This is a genomic window from Collinsella aerofaciens (assembly GCF_901212495.1).
In the GTDB taxonomy this organism is placed as follows: Bacteria; Actinomycetota; Coriobacteriia; order Coriobacteriales; family Coriobacteriaceae; genus Collinsella; species Collinsella aerofaciens_H.
This window is the reverse complement of the sequence record NZ_CAAKNY010000073.1, coordinates 18,982-35,656: the sequence shown is the minus strand read 5'-3', so window position 1 is coordinate 35,656 and position 16,675 is coordinate 18,982. Positions and strand designations below refer to the sequence as shown.

Annotated in this window: 14 protein-coding genes; 8 read left to right on the top strand and 6 right to left on the bottom strand. The window is 60.7% G+C overall.

Annotated features, from left to right (window positions below; translation table 11 throughout):
* The first annotated feature begins 729 nt into the window (after window positions 1-729).
* From SFLMC1_RS08895 to SFLMC1_RS08860, 8 genes are all read left to right on the top strand, one after another.
* The gene (locus tag SFLMC1_RS08895) at window positions 730-1,608 is read left to right on the top strand and encodes a patatin family protein (RefSeq protein ID WP_152074714.1); all 879 of its coding nucleotides are present in this window, start codon (window positions 730-732) and stop codon (window positions 1,606-1,608) included.
* A gap of 242 nt (window positions 1,609-1,850) precedes the next feature.
* On the top strand, window positions 1,851-2,294 hold the full coding sequence (gene rplM / locus SFLMC1_RS08890; RefSeq protein ID WP_152074713.1) for a 50S ribosomal protein L13: 444 nt from the start codon (window positions 1,851-1,853) through the stop codon (window positions 2,292-2,294).
* Between the two features lie 2 nt (window positions 2,295-2,296).
* Window positions 2,297-2,692, top strand: coding sequence for a 30S ribosomal protein S9 (rpsI, locus tag SFLMC1_RS08885; RefSeq protein WP_022094634.1), 396 nt, complete (start codon window positions 2,297-2,299; stop codon window positions 2,690-2,692).
* A gap of 122 nt (window positions 2,693-2,814) precedes the next feature.
* Window positions 2,815-4,152, top strand: coding sequence for a phosphoglucosamine mutase (glmM, locus tag SFLMC1_RS08880; RefSeq protein WP_117805965.1), 1,338 nt, complete (start codon window positions 2,815-2,817; stop codon window positions 4,150-4,152).
* A 71-nt stretch (window positions 4,153-4,223) separates the two neighbouring features.
* The gene (locus SFLMC1_RS08875) at window positions 4,224-4,721 is read left to right on the top strand and encodes a PTS glucose transporter subunit IIA (protein ID WP_152074712.1); all 498 of its coding nucleotides are present in this window, start codon (window positions 4,224-4,226) and stop codon (window positions 4,719-4,721) included.
* Window positions 4,722-4,993: 272 nt separating this feature from the next.
* A complete protein-coding gene (gene nagB, locus SFLMC1_RS08870; protein WP_152074711.1) occupies window positions 4,994-5,722 on the top strand; it encodes a glucosamine-6-phosphate deaminase in 729 nt (242 codons plus the stop codon).
* Between the two features lie 445 nt (window positions 5,723-6,167).
* Window positions 6,168-7,829 (top strand): hypothetical protein, encoded by a 1,662-nt coding sequence (locus tag SFLMC1_RS08865; RefSeq protein ID WP_152074710.1) that lies wholly within the window; start codon window positions 6,168-6,170, stop codon window positions 7,827-7,829.
* Window positions 7,820-9,175 carry a BTAD domain-containing putative transcriptional regulator gene (locus tag SFLMC1_RS08860; protein ID WP_152074709.1) on the top strand — a complete coding sequence of 452 codons (1,356 nt, stop codon included), beginning with the start codon at window positions 7,820-7,822 and terminating at the stop codon, window positions 9,173-9,175. Before SFLMC1_RS08865 ends, SFLMC1_RS08860 begins: the two co-directional genes overlap by 10 nt.
* A gap of 69 nt (window positions 9,176-9,244) precedes the next feature.
* Here the strand turns inward: SFLMC1_RS08860 and SFLMC1_RS08855 are convergent, their stop codons facing one another.
* From SFLMC1_RS08855 to SFLMC1_RS08830, 6 genes are all read right to left on the bottom strand, one after another.
* Window positions 9,245-9,544, bottom strand: coding sequence for a YhbY family RNA-binding protein (locus SFLMC1_RS08855; RefSeq protein WP_117786383.1), 300 nt, complete (start codon window positions 9,542-9,544; stop codon window positions 9,245-9,247).
* Window positions 9,545-9,726: 182 nt separating this feature from the next.
* Complete coding sequence (locus SFLMC1_RS08850) at window positions 9,727-10,557, bottom strand: methyltransferase domain-containing protein (RefSeq protein WP_187323932.1); 831 nt, start codon at window positions 10,555-10,557, stop codon at window positions 9,727-9,729.
* Between the two features lie 375 nt (window positions 10,558-10,932).
* Window positions 10,933-12,297, bottom strand: a complete 1,365-nt coding sequence (locus tag SFLMC1_RS08845) for a PFL family protein (protein ID WP_152074708.1) — start codon at window positions 12,295-12,297, stop codon at window positions 10,933-10,935.
* Between the two features lie 108 nt (window positions 12,298-12,405).
* Window positions 12,406-14,961 (bottom strand): homocysteine S-methyltransferase family protein, encoded by a 2,556-nt coding sequence (locus tag SFLMC1_RS08840; protein ID WP_187323927.1) that lies wholly within the window; start codon window positions 14,959-14,961, stop codon window positions 12,406-12,408.
* Between the two features lie 8 nt (window positions 14,962-14,969).
* Window positions 14,970-15,758 (bottom strand): hypothetical protein, encoded by a 789-nt coding sequence (locus SFLMC1_RS08835; RefSeq protein ID WP_152074707.1) that lies wholly within the window; start codon window positions 15,756-15,758, stop codon window positions 14,970-14,972.
* Entirely contained in the window at window positions 15,758-16,630 is an 873-nt protein-coding gene (locus tag SFLMC1_RS08830; protein ID WP_152074706.1) for a methylenetetrahydrofolate reductase, read from the bottom strand. Before SFLMC1_RS08830 ends, SFLMC1_RS08835 begins: the two co-directional genes overlap by 1 nt.
* Between the last annotated feature and the right edge of the window lie 45 nt (window positions 16,631-16,675).

Genomic DNA, 16,675 nt, shown 5'->3' with positions numbered 1-16,675 from the left:
CGCGTAAGCGTTTTTAGCCCGCGGGCGAGGACGCCGGAAGGCGGCCGAAGCCGGTGCGGATTTGCGAAGCAAATACGCGGATTCTCCGCACAATGCCCCAGCCAGATATCGATGCGATGCGGATCGGGCGTCTTGCCCCGGCCTCGACCCATCAACGGACTCCCCAAACCCGCGAAGAATCGAACTCTATGCAGGGCGCGGGCGTAAAGAAAACGCGTAAGCGTTTTTAGCCCGCGGGCGAGGGCGGCGGCAGTCGGCCGCAGCCGGTGCGTATTTGCGAAGCAAATACGCGGATTCTCCGCGCAATGCCCCAGCCAGATATCGATGCGATGCGGATCGGGTGTCTTGCCCCGGCCTCGACCCATCAACGGATCCCCCAAACCGCGGAGAATCGGACTCTATGCAGGGCGCGGGCGTTAGGAAAACGTCGCGGCAGCGCAGGGTGGGATGCGCTTTCCTAACGGTCGTCCAACGGAAAGTGTGTCCCAGATTATCGGCTCAGAATGGGATGCATTTTCCGGATGGATTGTTGGCGGAAAGTTCATCCCGGAATCCGCGCTCAGAACGGGACACGCTTTCCCAACGGCGGTCCAAGCGGAAAGCGCATCCCAGAACCCCGCCTCAAACTGGGACGCGCTTTCCGCTCCATCTCCTCAACACCAAAACCTATGCGCCCTTCATTCCAAAACTGGGTAGAAGAAAGCCAAAACGCAATCGCAGGAGGTCAATATGACTGCAGAAGATAAGGCAAAGAACGCCGGCAAGGTCGCGCTCATCCTGGAGGGCGGTAGTTTTCGCGGGCAGTTTACCGCCGGCGTGCTCGACGTCCTCATGGAGGCCGGTGTTGAGGTCCCTGCGGTGTACGGCGTCTCGGCCGGTGCGCTCAACGGCGTCAACTACAAGTCGCACCAGATCGGCCGCACCAACCGAGTCAATTTGACCTTCTGCAACGACAGCCGCTACATGGGCGCCGCGTCGTTTGCGTCCACGGGCTCTATCGTCGGCTACGACTTTATCTTTAACGACGTCCAAGACCGCCTGGACCCCTTTGACAACGAGACGTTCGACGCCAGCCCCATCGAGATGTACGCCGTTGCGACGGACATGCTGTTTGGAACCGCTGCCTACCTGCCGGTTAAAAGCGCCGTGCTCGATCTCGACGCTGTGCGAGCATCGACCTCGTTGCCGCTGGTGACGCCGCCGGTCGAGATTGACGGGCACAAATACGTCGACGGCGGCGTGGCCGATTCGGTTCCTATCGAGTATGTGCTCGAGGAGGCGGGCTTCGACCGTGCGGTCGTCATCGTTACGCAGGACCGTTCGTATGAGAAAAAGCCCTACGAGTTTTTGCCGGCCGCACGTGCGCGTTATGCTGACTACCCCTATCTGCTCGAGGCTATCGAGACGCGCCACGACCGTTACAACATCCAGCGCATGCACCTGTGGAAGTATGAGCGCGAGGGCCGTGCGTTGGTCGTCGCTCCGCAAAAGCCGGTCGAGGTCGGCCATGTCGAACGTGACCCGGCAAAGTTGCTCGATCTGTATATTCAGGGTCGCCAGGAGGCAAAACGCCTGTTGAATGATATTGAGGTATTTGTCGAGCGCTAGATTCGCGGCATTATGGTCCGTGTGTGAAGTAAAACCGCATGGGGCAAAGCACCGCTCGCGCATTACATGATTATTTAAGCCCCGTCCCAGAAAAATCACTGGGCGTGGATGACATGTGCAGAAACTCTGGTCGGAGCCAAAACACCTGTTGACTCGGGCGGCGAGCGGGGTAATATGGACGGGTTACTTGCAGAGCCCCGTGAATCTCTGTAACAACACGTACTGTACATGGAGGAGTCTAAGTGATTTCGAAATCGACTCACTACGCCAAGCAGGGCGAGGTCCAGCGCAACTGGGTTCTCGTCGACGCCGATGGTGCTGTCCTGGGCCGTCTTGCCACCCAGATCGCAATGATCCTGCGCGGTAAGAACAAGCCCCAGTTCACGCCCAACAGCGACTGCGGCGACTTCGTCGTCGTCATCAACGCCGATAAGGTCCAGCTTACCGGTAACAAGGCCGACACGAAGACCTATTATCGCCACAGCGGCTACAACGGCGGCCTCAAGGCTGAGAGCTTCCGCCAGGCTATGGAGAAGCACCCGGAGAAGGTCATCGAGCGCGCCGTTCGCGGCATGCTGCCCAAGTCCACCCTCGGCCGTGCCCAGATGACCAAGCTTAAGGTCTACGCTGGTGCCGAGCATCCGCACGCTGCCCAGAACCCCACGAAGATTGAGCTGGAGGCTTAAAGATGGCTGAGAACACCGTTGTTTACCAGGGTACCGGCCGTCGTAAGAACGCCGTCGCCCGCGTCCGTCTCGTCCCCGGCACCGGCAAGGTGACCATCAACAAGCGTGACGCCGAGCAGTATTTCGGCCGTCATCAGCTCGTTGAGAACGCCCTTGCTCCCTTCAAGGTGACCGATACCGCCGGTCAGTTTGACGTTATCGCTCTGTGCGATGGCGGCGGCATCTCCGGTCAGTCCGGCGCTCTGCGTCTGGGCATCGCTCGCGCTCTTCTGAACGCTGGCGACTACCGTGCTGACCTCAAGAAGGCCGGTTTCCTTACGCGCGATGCTCGCGTGGTCGAGCGCAAGAAGTACGGCCTCAAGAAGGCCCGCCGCGCTCCCCAGTTCTCCAAGCGCTAAGGTTTTATCTCCTTACGAGATACAATGTACAAGCGGGGCCTGCCGATTGCTCGGCGGGTCCCGCTTTTCTTTTCGACTAGGGTGGGCGGCTGCGTTTTGCCCACTTGGGAAGGAGCGATCCTATGCCCCAGAACATCTTCGGTACCGATGGCGTCCGTGGCGTCGCCAACGCCGATCTTTCGTGCGACCTCGCGTTTCGCCTGGGTCGTGCGGCGACCAAGTTCCTTGGTCCGGACATCTGTATCGGCCGCGATACGCGTCTTTCGGGCACTATGCTCGAGAGTGCTCTGACCGCCGGTATCATGGCCGAGGGCGGTCGTCCGCACTGCTGCGGCGTTATCCCTACGCCGGCCGTGGCACTGCTTACCGTTCAAAACGAGCTTGACGGCGGCATCGTCATCTCCGCTTCGCATAATCCGCCGGAGTTCAACGGCATCAAGTTCTTTAGTCGCAAGGGCATGAAGCTTCCCGACGCGGTTGAGGAGGAGATCAGCGCCTGGGTGATGTCCGAGGAGGCCATGGCTGCCGACACGCTGCCGACCGGCGCCGGTGTGGGTCACATCATCAAGATGAAGGATGCCCGCAAGGCCTATGTCGATCATGCCATCAGCACGCTCGACGGTCTTAAGCTCGACGGACTGGTTGTTGCCGTCGACTGTGGCCACGGCGCTTCGTGCCAGACCACGCCTGCCGCGCTGCAGCGCCTGGGCGCCACGGTCCATGCCATCAACACCGATTACTGCGGCACTGACATTAACGTTGAGTGCGGCTCCACGCACCTTGAGCCCCTGCGCGAGCTCGTGCTGCGCACCCACGCCGATATCGGCCTGGCCCACGACGGCGACGCCGATCGCGTGCTGTTCGTGGACAGTGAGGGCAACGAAATCGATGGCGACTACATCCTGGCCATCTGCGGCTCCGACCTTGCTGCTCGCGGCAAGCTCGCCAACTCCGAGATCGTCTCGACCGTTATGTGCAACCTCGGTTTCTCCATCGCCATGAAGGAGCAGGGCTTTGAGATGGTGCAGACCGCCGTGGGCGACCGCTACGTTTTGGAGCGCATGCTCGCGGATGGCGCCGTCATCGGCGGCGAGCAGTCCGGCCACATCATCTTCCTGGAGCACAACACCACCGGCGACGGCTTGGTGACGGCCCTGCAGCTTTTGGCCGTGCTCAAGCGCACCGGCCGCACGCTCACCGACCTTGCCGGCATCATGAAGAAATACCCGCAGGTGCTCGTCAACGTGCATTCGGACAACAAGGCCGGCCTGGACGATTGCCAGCCCATTTGGGACGCCGTCGCTGCCGCCGAGAAGGAGCTCAATGGTCGCGGCCGCATCTTGGTACGCCCGAGCGGTACCGAGCCGCTGGTTCGCGTTATGGCCGAGGCGGAGACGCACGAGCTGACCCAGCGCGTCGTCGACGATATCGTCGAGGTTGTCAAGCGCGAACTTCCCTAATGGTCAATAACGGGTGCCAAGTGGTAAACTGTTAACGCTATTGTGATTGATTGGTATGTCCGAGGGGGAGCATGTTCACTAAAGTCCTAAGGTCTTTTGGTATGCGTGGTCGAGTCCTTACGTTGGATGCTCCCATCTCGGGCGACGTCATTCCGTTGTCCGAGGTCAATGACCAGACGTTTGCCACCGGCCTTTTGGGCCAGGGTGTGGCGATTCAGCCTACCGGCACGCGCGTGATTGCGCCGGCAGACGCCAAGGTCGAGGCCATTTTTCCCACGGGACACGCCGTTGCACTCAATACGGTCGATGGCCTAGACGTGCTCATCCACGTTGGTTTGGATACTGTTCAGCTTGAGGGCAAGCATTTTAACGTGCATGCCCAGGTGGGTGATGTCGTCCATAAGGGCGATGTGCTCATCGAATTCGATCGCGAGGCAATTGCTGCCGAGGGTTACGATGTGACGGTTCCTATCTTGGTGTGCAACTCCGTTGAGTTCTCGAGCATCAAGGGCTCCATTGGCGAGCATGTCGAGGAGATGGACCAACTTATCGTCGCTCGCGAGCGCTAGTGAGTGCGCTCGGCCTTTAGCCTACAATTCAAACACGTTTACGGAGGGCGCCCTTGAAAGAGGACGCCCTCCGTGGCAAGATGAAAACTGTCCGAGGCTAAAAGGCTTCGGGTCACCGTGGACGGGCAGGGGCCTCGACGCGGGTAGACACGAGACATATACATTACGCGACCTCGCCCTGGTGGCCGCACACGTTTGTTGCGGCCGACGCGGGCCGCGGGCAAGTGCTTGTAAGGGGAGCCTTGCCTCTCTTGTACGAGAAAGGACGCGTAATGAAGATCATTAAAGCTAAAGACTACGAGGATATGAGCCGTAAGGCCGCCAATATCATCTCGGCCCAGGTTATCCTCAAGCCCGATTGCGTGCTGGGTCTTGCCACCGGCTCCACCCCGATTGGCGCCTACAAGCAGCTCGCCGCTTGGTACGAGAAGGGTGACGTCGACTTTGCCGAGGTCAGCACCTACAACCTCGACGAGTATCGTGGCCTTTCGCACGACGATCCCCAGAGCTACCACTACTTTATGCGTGAGAACTTCTTCGATCACATTAACATCGACCTGAACAACACGCATGTGCCCGATGGCTCCAATCCCGACGCTGCCGCTGCCTGCTCTGAGTACGACAAGATCGTCGCTGCTGCCGGTTACCCTGATCTGCAGCTGCTCGGCATCGGTAACAACGGTCACATTGGCTTCAACGAGCCCGATGACCACTTCTCCAAGGGTACGCACTGTGTCGACCTTACCGAGAGCACTATTCAGGCCAACAGCCGCCTGTTCAACAGCATCGACGACGTGCCTCGTCAGGCCTATACCATGGGCACTCAGACCATCATGTATGCCCGCATGATCCTGGTCGTCGCCAACGGCGAGGCCAAGGCACAGGCCGTGCATGACATGTGCTATGGTCCGGTTACCCCCGAGTGCCCTGCCTCGATCCTGCAACTGCACACCAACTGTGTTGTCGTTGCCGACGAGGCCGCCCTTTCGCTCTGCGAGTAGCGATAGCCTATCACCTCGACATAGCTTTGCCGAAGGCCTCCGCTTTGCGGGGGCCTTTTTTGCTGAGCGTGCGCCGTGTGCTCGAGGAAAATCTTGCCGCGAACTTGACGGGTGCGTCTGGTGAAACATGATTCATTCCATAACAGATACTATGCAGAAATGCTACGAAAAGGTCGCAGACGGTAGCTGGCGTTAGGTGAGTTGCGCAACATAATTGAACAGCGCTCATTTGAGGTACACTGCCAAAGAATGGGACAAGCTAGCAAGTGCATTGACCTGCGCAAAGATTGATTGGTTGGGGGATAAGTTTCAATCGGACCACGCTGAACAAAAACTTGCCATTTGCGTACCAACAAACATCCCATACCGTAGCATCGCGTTATTCATCTAGCGATACATATGGTCTAACGTTACGCTGTTCATGTGGTCGAGTTGAGGAGCGGGTATGGTTAACGAGTTGGGCAATATGGACGACCTCGAGCTTATGCCGCTGGGCAGTAGTTATATGGTGCGGCGCGATCGCTTGATGAATGAACTTATCGCCAAGGGCCGAAAGGCCGGCATCGTAGTTCTCTACGCGCCTGATGGCTTTGGGAAAACCTCGGTGCTGCTGCAGTATGCCCAAGAGGTTAAAAGCGATCCGACGCGAGGCCCCGTGCGGATCATCGAGGCAGACCGCGCCATTGGGCGCGAGGTGTTTATGCAGCTCGAGGTCGTTACCGAAGAGCTTAAGGACAAGCCGCACTCCCTGATTGCAATCGATAACGTGCCTAACCTCAGCCAGAGCGAGACCGAGGAGCTGATCGACCGAATCCGAAGCCTGCGTGCCATGGGGGTTGGGGTCTTTATGAGCTGCCGTCCTTCGAATCGCCATCTGATTCATGGATTGGGCGATTCGATTAAAGTCAACGCGCAGATGCTCAAGGTGCATGCCTACGAGTATTCGGCGTGGGCATCGGCGTTTTCGATCAGCACATCGCTCGACTTCTATCAGCTTACGCAGGGCGTGCCCGAGCTCGTCTCGGCTATGCAGTCGGGATTATACGGGCAGGGAGACGTTGCCCAGACGCTCGAAAACGAGATCGTCAATATCTACGGTGCGGCACTTGTTGATCTGGCGTCGCTCGAGAACAACGCCCTGTTTAGTGTGGCATGCTTGATGGTCTTAATGGGTGAGGGCAATATTTCGGAGCTCGAGGCTTGCGGTGTTAGGCTTTCGGCGATTGACCAGTCCTATCTTGTTCGCGATTATCCCATTTTTGGCGTTGATCCGGCAGGCCGGAGCTTTACCTGCTTGGGTACCGAGGACAACGCACGCCTGCGATTGCGCAAGCTGGTCGCCGAAATTCGCCCCGAACTCGTTGTGCGGGCGGCGCGTATATTGATTAAAGCGGGGCGCTGCGATACCGCGATGGGACTCGCCGACGCGTTTTTGGACCGCAGCGCGGTGTTGGAGCTTGCCGGGCAGTATGGGGTCGATCTGGCCCTGACGGGGCATGGAGGGGATGTCTGCCGCGCGGCGTTGGGAAAGACCGAGGCAGATGGCCGGGCATCGGAGCCGACGCCTGACGAGGCGCTCGGCATCTATCTGGCGGCGGTGAGCGTCTCCAATACAAAGCTCGCGCGGTATATGGCCTCACTTATCGAGCGTGCGGGCGAGCAAGCGATTTGCGAGCTCGATTCCGTGTCGTGGAAGGTGGCGCACGCGTTTACGGCCGCCTGTTATGGAGATAGTGGTCTGGGGCTTCCGGTGAGCCATACAGCGTTGGAAAGTGAGGCGTCTTGTGCCGCACTCGACATGCTGTCCGCACATTTCGAGATAAAGCATGGGCTGACCGAGCGGGCGAAGGGCGGTGAGATCCTCGCGGGGCTCAAAACGGATAAGGCCTACGATTGTGAGCTCGATATCGCGGGGACGTTTGTGCGGGCGGACCGCATGTTGACGGAGCTATTTGATGGGTCGTATGCAGGGACTGACGAGCGTGATGACGAGATGGCCATGACGCTCGAGGCACTCGAAGCGCGTGGAATCCGAGCGCTCGCCATCTGGGTGCGCATGGTATTATCGGCGCGGCGCCTGCTTGCCGGCATGCCGGCATGCCGGTGACCGACGAGCAGGCATTCAATGAGCTCGACCGTTTTGCCGTGCGCGTGCGTGACAATCAAGTCCAGTTGTTTGGCTTGATACTGGAAGGCTGGCAGTCGCTGGCCGAGGGGCGTCCGGTCAATGCCAAATTCCGTGCGGTGCAGGTGCTTAGGCTTGCCGAGGAATCGATTGGATACATACGCGACAACGCACTGCTGCTAGAGCGCGCGGCGTACTTACGCAATACATCGATGGTATCGGTGCGCGAAGAGGCGGAGCTGCTCGATTTGAGTCGGACGCAGGTCGGTGGTGCCGAGGCTTGGATGGTGGCGCTGCATTTGGCCTCCGCGGGCCGCGACAGCGACCTTGCAGCCTGGATGTCCATGAACCGCCCAGGGATTTTGGATCCATCGTATCGGCTGTTTGCGCGTCTTGCGATGCATTGTCTGGGCGAGCCGGCTGCTAGAATTCGAAAGAAGCTCCCGGTGCGCGAGCTGTCGCGGTATTCGCTGCGTGACGACTTTGAGGGCGAAGGCGAGCGTCTGTTCCAGGCCGGTGATGCCGAGGGTGTCGATGTGGTTGACCATATCGAGATCCGTATGTTTGGGGCGTTTCGCGCCGAGCGCGACGGGTTTCCCATCACGGATAAGATGTGGCGCCGCAAGAAAGCGGCGACGCTTGCCGAGCGGCTTGCACTGGGCATAGATGCCCTGGTAGACCGCGAGACGCTGGCTATGGAGCTGTGGCCCCATGCCGAGTTCAATAGCGCTCGTAATAATCTATACTCGACGATATCGCGCCTGCGTTCGGCCTTGGGGCCGACACCGGACGGCAAATCGTGTGTGCTGATCCAAAATGAGTGCATTGGGCTTAACGGCGATTACGTCAAGACCGACGTGCGGTTGTTTGATCAGATAAGCCGCGAAGTTTTGGGAAATCGCACGGGTGCGCGCGGACCCCATCTGATCGAGCTGTGCCTTAAGATCGAGCAGCTCTACGCCGGCCCGTTGTATGTTCCCAATGGCTGTAATCCCACCTACTTTTTGCGTATGCGGCGCATTATGGAATCGAAGTATATCGACTGCATGATTCGGGGCGCGAATGCCGCTCTAGAAGAAAACGACCTGCAGTCGGCGGTATGGCTGGTGGAGTCGGGGCTGCGGCAAGAGACGGCGCGCGAGGACATGGTGCGTTGCGCTATGCGCGTCTACGGCGCGGCGGGGCGAAGACGCGATATCGTCGAGCTGTACAGTGGACATATGCATCACCTGCGGGAGCAGATCAATGGCGTGCCCGAGCCCGAGACGCGGCGTCTGTACGAGCGCTTGGTGGAGGGCAGGCTTAACCGCGTGCTCGTCGAGCGATAAAAAATGGGCGTCCGAATTGATCGGACGCCCGCAAGCTTGATGTATGTTGACTCGCCGGATCGTTGGCTCTTAGACGAGCTTAATCTTCTCGATATCCTTGCGCGAGGACTCGCGATACAGCGAGAACTTGCGGCCGATAACCTGGACGACCTCGGCATGGCAGCGATCGGCAAGGTCTTCGGCGGCCTCGCGGGCGGAAAGGCTGGAACCATCGAGTACGGAGCACTTGACGAGCTCGTGCTTCTCCAGGTAGGCGACCGTCTGCTCGACGGTGCCCTCGTTGATGTCGGACTTGCCGATGATGATGGCGGGGTTGAGGTGATGGGCCATGCTGCGAAGCTGCTTGACCTGGGCTCCTGTCAGTGCCATGGGTTCTCGCTTTCTATGTTATGGGGCGCCCCGCGATGGGGCCTTAATCTACGTGAGCTGTCCCACGATAGCGCAGGAACGGTGCGGTGTGGGGCGTGTTTGCCCAGTTCAAAAAGAATGCGGATGCCGAGCGGGAGAACAGCGCGGGTTACAGGCGGACGTGTATGGCAGCCGAAAGCGGTCTATGGACGGCCCGAAGAGACCGGCTCCCATGCGATAAACGCCCAACGGACCTTGCGGACATGATCGAGCATATAGCGCCCCTGCGGCACCCCTTTGGAGCCCGGCTCACCGGCATGGGGGTTCTCAATCATGTGTTGAGCGATGTAGTCGCGCAGACGGTCGAACTTATCCTCGTTACCGTGCTCGAGCATGCGGGAGAAGTCCGCCACACCCGCCTCAAGGCTATCGAAGGTATCGCGACGAGGCGATTCAAAGTACGTAACCTGCGGCAGGGCACCCATCTGAATGAGGATATTAAAGGCGTACACAAAACCATTGCTGCAGGCAACCGAGGCGCCGATGGCATTCATCAAGTGCAGGTCATAGCGCGGGCTCGAGTTGGCGACCATCGTGACGGCACAACGCCGACGAGCCGTACGATCAAGCTTGGCAAGCGCTCCTTTTAGGTTGGTCGTGGTGACAGAGCGACTGGCAAAGGTGACATCTACAGTCTTGGCGACCGGCCCAACCAGATCCCAATCGTCATCCCAGGCAAGCTCAAGCGGCGTAATAAGATCCTCGAGCCCGTAATACTCAATGCCGGCATCAAGGGTGCCCAACATGGCAGGAGAGAAGTCGGCAGCAATCACGGAATGCCCAGCCTGAGCAAGCGGAATAGCAATCGACCCAGCCCCACACCCCATATCCAGCACGGATTCACCAGGCTTTAACGCTAACAGCTTTATAAAGTCCCGGGCATACGGAGCAGTCTCAAGCGGCCGAAAATGCCGAGCACGCTTATCCCACTCAAAAGGATCATCAGCCCGCCGCCGACCAGCTTGCAGGCGCATCCATTCCTGATTCCAATCCGCAGAAAGCAGCTCAGATTGAATTGCATCATCAACCACGGGCCAACCTCCTAGCAAAAAAAGCGACTCCTCCCAGAAGAAGAGCCGCAACCAGCATATATCAGAAAGAACCGATCCAGCGCCAAACCGCCGTATCAACCATGTGGTGCAGGAGCGAGCAACTGCAACATGGGATAGAACACAACTGGCTTCCCGTTGTGCGGGAACCCCGCCGCCGGGAAGCAGACATATAAGGTCGATCGCGAGTTCCGCACGAGCCGGAGAGCACATAATGTGCTCTCCGTGCGAGTCAGGACTGTCCGAGCAGGCGACCTTATATATTTGCCCTTCCCGGGGCTCCTCGCCAGTCCCCCTCAGCTAGTTCTTCAGCGAGTTCAGCGGTGCCGGGAAACGTCCACCACGGTGGGCAAGCACGGTGCCGGCGTTGGGGTTCACCGGCATGATGGGCGCACGGCCGAACAGGCCGCCATACTCGACGCAGTCGCCCACGCCCTTGCCGACGGCGGGAATCACGCGGACGGCCGTGGTCTTATTGTTGATGACGCCGATGGCCATCTCGTCGGCGATGATGCCGGCGATGGTCTCGACCGGGGTGTCGCCGGGGATGGCGATCATGTCCAGGCCAACGGAGCACACGCAGGTCATGGCCTCGAGCTTCTCGAGCGAAAGCGCGCCGGCCTCGACGGCGGCAATCATGCCGGCGTCCTCGGACACGGGGATAAAGGCGCCCGAGAGGCCGCCCACGCTGGAGCTTGCCATGACGCCGCCCTTCTTGACGGCATCGTTGAGCATGGCGAGCGCGCAGGTCGTGCCGGGGCCACCGCAGGTACCCACGCCAATGATCTCGAGGATGCGCGCGACGGAGTCGCCGACGGCAGGCGTAGGAGCCAGCGACAGGTCGACGATACCTTTCTCGACACCCAGGCGATGGGCGGCCTCGCGGCTCATGAGCTCTCCGGCGCGGGTGATCTTAAAGGCGGTCTGCTTAATCTTCTCGGCGACTTCCATCATCGATGCGGAATCGGGCAGCGTCTCCAGGGCTGCGGCCATAACGCCGGGGCCCGAGACACCCACGTTGATGACGGCGTCGGCCTCGCCACCGCCGTGGACGGCGCCCGCCATAAACGGGGAGTCCTCGACCATGTTGGCAAAGCAGACAAACTTGGAAGCGCCGACGGAATCTTGGTCGGCCGTGAGTTTAGCGGCATCGATGATGGTCTGAGCCGCCATGAGCACGGCATCCATGTTGATGCCAGCGCGCAGGCTGGCGACATTGACGCTGGAGCAGACGCGGCTGGTGGTAGCGAGCGCCTGGGGGATGGACTGGATGACGCGGCGGTCGGCGTCGCCGATACCCTTCTGGACGAGCGCGGAGAAACCGCCCAGGTAATCGATGCCGAGCGTCTCGGCCGCGCGGTCGAGGGCATGCGCGATGGGGGTGAGGTCCTCGTCCTTGCAGCACGCGGCGATCTGTGCCACCGGGGTGACGGAAACGCGCTTGTTGACGATGGGGATACCGTACTCGCGCTCGAGGTGCTCGGCGGTCTCGACCAGATGCTCAGCCGTGTGCGTCACGTGGTCGTAGATCTTCGTGCACATGCGGTCGAGGTTCTCGTCGCCGCAACCCATGAGCGAAATGCCCATGGTGATGGTCCTGATGTCGAGGTTCTGCTCCTCAACCATGCCGCGGGTTTCCGCGATTTCTGCGGGCGTGATCGCCATCCTTGCGCTCCTATCTGCCAAAACGAGCATAGTCTTATTTATTTTAACGTGCCGCACGTGCCAAGTGGCGCATGCGGCACGTTTTGGTGCTCGGTTGTTTCCGTTGTGTTACTGCCCAAAGACCTCTTCGGCGATACGAGCGCTTTCGGCGGCATCCTTGGCGTAGTAGTCCGCGCCGATCTGCTTGGCGTATTCGGGGTTGAGCACGGCGCCGCCTACGATGATCTTGACGCCCGGTACCTCGGCATGAAGCAGCTTGATGGTCTCTTCCATGGCGACGACCGTGGTGGTCATAAGCGCCGAGAGGCCGACGAGCTTGATATCGCGTTCCTGTACGGTTTTGAGCACCTCTTGTGGGTCGACGTCGCGGCCTAGGTCAAAGACGGTGTAGCCGTAGTTGTCGAGCAGCATTTTGACGATGTTCTTACCGATGTCGTGGATATCGCCCTTGACGGTGGCCACGCAAATCTTGCCCTTGTCGGCAATCTCGCCGGCGGGCATCAGCCGCTTGATGGTGTCAAAACCCACGCGTGCCGCCTCGGCCGAGGCCATGAGCTGCGGCAAGAAGAACTTTCCCTGGTCAAAGAGGACGCCAACTTCGTCGAGGGCGGGGATAAAGTGCTTGTTGATGAGGTCCATGGCGTCGTGGTCTGCCAGCAGACGCTCGGTCTCGGCCGCGATTTCGCCCTTGCGGCCCGAGACGACCATGTGGCGGATGGGGTCGTCATCGGCGCTTGCGGTGGCGCTGACAGTGGGCACGGCGTCGGTCGATGCGGCCTGAGCCGCCGCCGGGTTGGCGGCGATCTTGTACGGATCGGTCCAGCCGGCGTAGCGCTCGATGTATCCGGTCGAACCCTCATCCTCGGCGCTCAGGACGCGATAGCTGTAGACGGTGTCCATAAAGCGCTTGGAGCCCGGGTTCATGATGGGGGCGTCCAGGCCCGCGCCAAAGGCGGCGGCCAAAAAGACCGAGCCCAGCAGCGGGCGGGCAGGCAGGCCAAAGCTGATGTTCGACACGCCGAGCGCGCATTTGACGCCTAGGCGCTCCTTGCACAGGGACATGGCGCGCAGGATCTGTTCGGCCTGGCGTTGATTGGTCGAGGCGGTCATGACCAGACAGTCGATGAGGATGCGGTCCGGGCCGATGCCGTAGCGGGCAGCCTCGGCCACGATGCGCTCGGCGATGGCGAAGCGAGCTTCGGCGGTATCGGGGATGCCGCCTTCGTCGAGCGTGAGGCCGACGACGTTGGTGCCGTAGTGGGCGACCAGCGGAAGGATCTCATCCATGATCTGCTGCTTGCCATTGACCGAGTTGATGATAGGCTTGCCGGCGTAGCGACGCACGGCGGCCTCGACGGCGGCGGGGTCGGTGGAGTCGATCTGCAGCGGCAGCAGCGTGGAGCCTTGGAGCTGCTCGGTCGCTTGCTGGATGACCTTGACCTCGTCAATCTCGGGCAGGCCCACGTTGACATCCAGGATGTCGGCGCCCTGCTCCTGCTGGCTGATGCCCTGGCTCACGACGTAGCCCAGGTCGCCGTCGCGTAGGGCCTGCTTTAGGCGCTTTTTGCCGGTGGGGTTGATACGCTCGCCGATGACGGCGATCTTGTGACCGTCGCAGGGGAGGTCCACGACCGTCTGGGCGCTCGTGACCGACATGCTGGGCTTGCGGTGACGCGGGCTGGGCGTGTGGTTGTCGATAAGGGTGCGAAGTGCCGCCATGTGCGTGGGCGTGGTACCGCAGCATCCGCCGACGACGCTCACGCCGTCCTCGATCATGCCGGCGACGGCCTCGGCGTACTCGGGTGCCTGGATATCAAAGACGGTATTGCCGTCATCGTCCACGTGGGGCAGTCCCGCATTGGCCTGCACCATAACGGGCTTGTCGGTAACGGTGAGCATGCGCGCAGCGAGTCCTCGGAGCTCGGCCGGTCCCTGGCTGCAGTTGATGCCCAAAACGTCGGCGCCGATGGCGTCGAGGGTGATGGCGGCGACCTCGGGGCTCGTGCCCAAGAAGGTGCGACCGTCTTCCTCAAAGGTCATGGTGGCAAAGACGGGCAGGTCGGAGTTTTCGCGGCAGGCGAGGACGGCAGCCTTGGTCTCGGCAAGGTCGGTCATGGTCTCGATAATAAAGAGGTCCACGCCCGCGTCGACGCCGGCGCGCACTTCTTCGGCAAAGAGGTCGTAGGCCTCGTCAAAGCTGAGGGTACCCAAGGGGCGAAGCAGCGCGCCGATGGGGCCGATGTCGCCGGCGACGTAGCGGGCGCCGGCCGTGCGGGCGCAGGCGACGGCGGCGGCAAAGACATCTGCCACGGTGGCGGCACCGTCGAGCTTGTGGGCGTTGGCACCAAAGGTGTTGGCGGTAATCACGTCGCAGCCGGCCTCGACATATTGACGTTGGATGTCAGTGATAACCTGGGGCTCCTCAAAGTTGAGCAGCTCGGGCAGGGCGCCCGCCTTCATGCCAGCGGCCTGCAACATGGTGCCCATGCCGCCGTCGAACAGCAGGTGTCCCGTGCCCTCGATGGCGGCGCGCAGGCGATCGTCCTTAATGCGCAGGTCGTCGATCGTGCGCGTCTTGTACGCGGCACCGTTGCGGCGTGCGGCATCAACAGGCGCCGCCAGCGCGGCGCCGTCCGGATCATGAGTGATAAGCGGAGTAAACATCGGGGCTCCTAATGGCTGGAATAGCAGGTGGTGTGGGCGGCACGGAAGCGGCAGCTCTCGCGCATGCGGCAGATATTGCAGGTGGGGCGGCTCTGGGCGTCGTGGACTTCGCCGTCAAACAGACCGATCACCGCGGTCACGCTCTTGGTGGGCATGAGCAGGTTGGTAGGTGTGACGGTAAGCCCGATGAGCCGCGTGGCGTTGAGCGCAGCCACGATCGAGCGCTGGGCCGTAAGCGGGCAGTCGCCGTAGCCGGGGCTGAAGCGCCAGTTACCGGCGAGTCCGTGTGCGGCTGCCGCAGCCTTGACCTGCTGGTCCATTTGCTCAACGGCGGCTTCCACGTAAGCGGAGCACGCGGCGTCGAGCACGGCGCCCTCCAGGGGATGTTGGGCTCCCGTGGTGCGCAAACGGCGCTCGGCGTCCATGCCGAGGGTGCAGGCCATCAGCGCGGCCATGCGGGCGTCCTTAAGATGACGATAGATATCGCGACCCCGTAGCTCAACATTGGTGCCGACCAAGCGAATGCAAGGCTTGCCCTGCTCGTCCTCGCCCGTGGCATCGACGGCAAACACACGGCGCACGCCACGGGGCTCAATGTCCAGTTCCAGACGTTCAACGACAAGCTCAATACGCTGCGCTAGCTCGGGCTCAATCTGCTGACCTCCGTAGCCCAGGTAGCGCAGCATCTCGGCACGGTCGACTCGGGGGCGATGGGCAGCATCGATACGGTAGAGCGCCGGCGACGCAAGGTCGGCCGGCACTTCAATAACGGTTGTATCGATGTGTGGTTTTTCCATTATCTCAGGCGCTCCATAATGGTTGCGGCGATCGCAGGACGATTCATAGTGTACAGGTGCAGGCCGTCGGCACCGTGCTCCTTAAGGTCGCAAAGCTGACGGGCGGCATAATCTACACCGGCTGCCTGCAGGCTTTCGGGGTCGTTCTCGTACTTGGCGAGAATCTTGATGACGGGGGAGGGCAGCGACGCGCCGCACATAAAGACCATGCGGCTGATCTGCGACTTGCCCATAAACGGCATGATGCCCGCGGTGATGGGCACGGTGATACCGGCCTTGTCGGCAAGCTCGCGAAAACGGTAGAAGTACTCGTTATCAAAGAAGAGCTGCGTCACAAAAAAGCTCGCACCGGCGTCTTGCTTTTGCTTGAGGTGCTCGATCGAGACGTTGAGGTCCTCACAGGCAATGTGGCCCTCGGGGTAGGCTGCGGCGCCCACGCAAAAGCCGGCGTCGACGAGCTCGGGGATGAGGTCGCGGGCGTAGGCGTAGTCGGAGGCGGGCTTGTCGTCCTCAGTCGCGCCAGCGGGCAGGTCGCCGCGCAGGGCCAGCACGTTTTCCACGCCGGCCGAGCGATACTCGTCAATCTTGGCGGCGATGTCGGCGTGGGTGCGGCCCACGCAGGTGAGGTGCGCTACCGAGGGCGTATCGAATTCGCTCGAAATCATATGCGCGATGGGGGCAGTGGTGGCACCGTTACCCGAGCCGCCAGCGGAACAAGTGACCGAGACAAAGCTCGGTGAAAGCTTGCACAGGTTGCCCGCCACTTTGCGAGCCGTGTCGAGGGTCAGCTCGCCCTTGGGCGGGAACATCTCAAACGAAACGGGCGTGGTGCCTTGGGATGCTGTCTGCTTAAAAACCTCGTCGACGCGCATATCGTGCTCCTTTAGATATTTAGTGCAATGTATTGTAAGGATTCT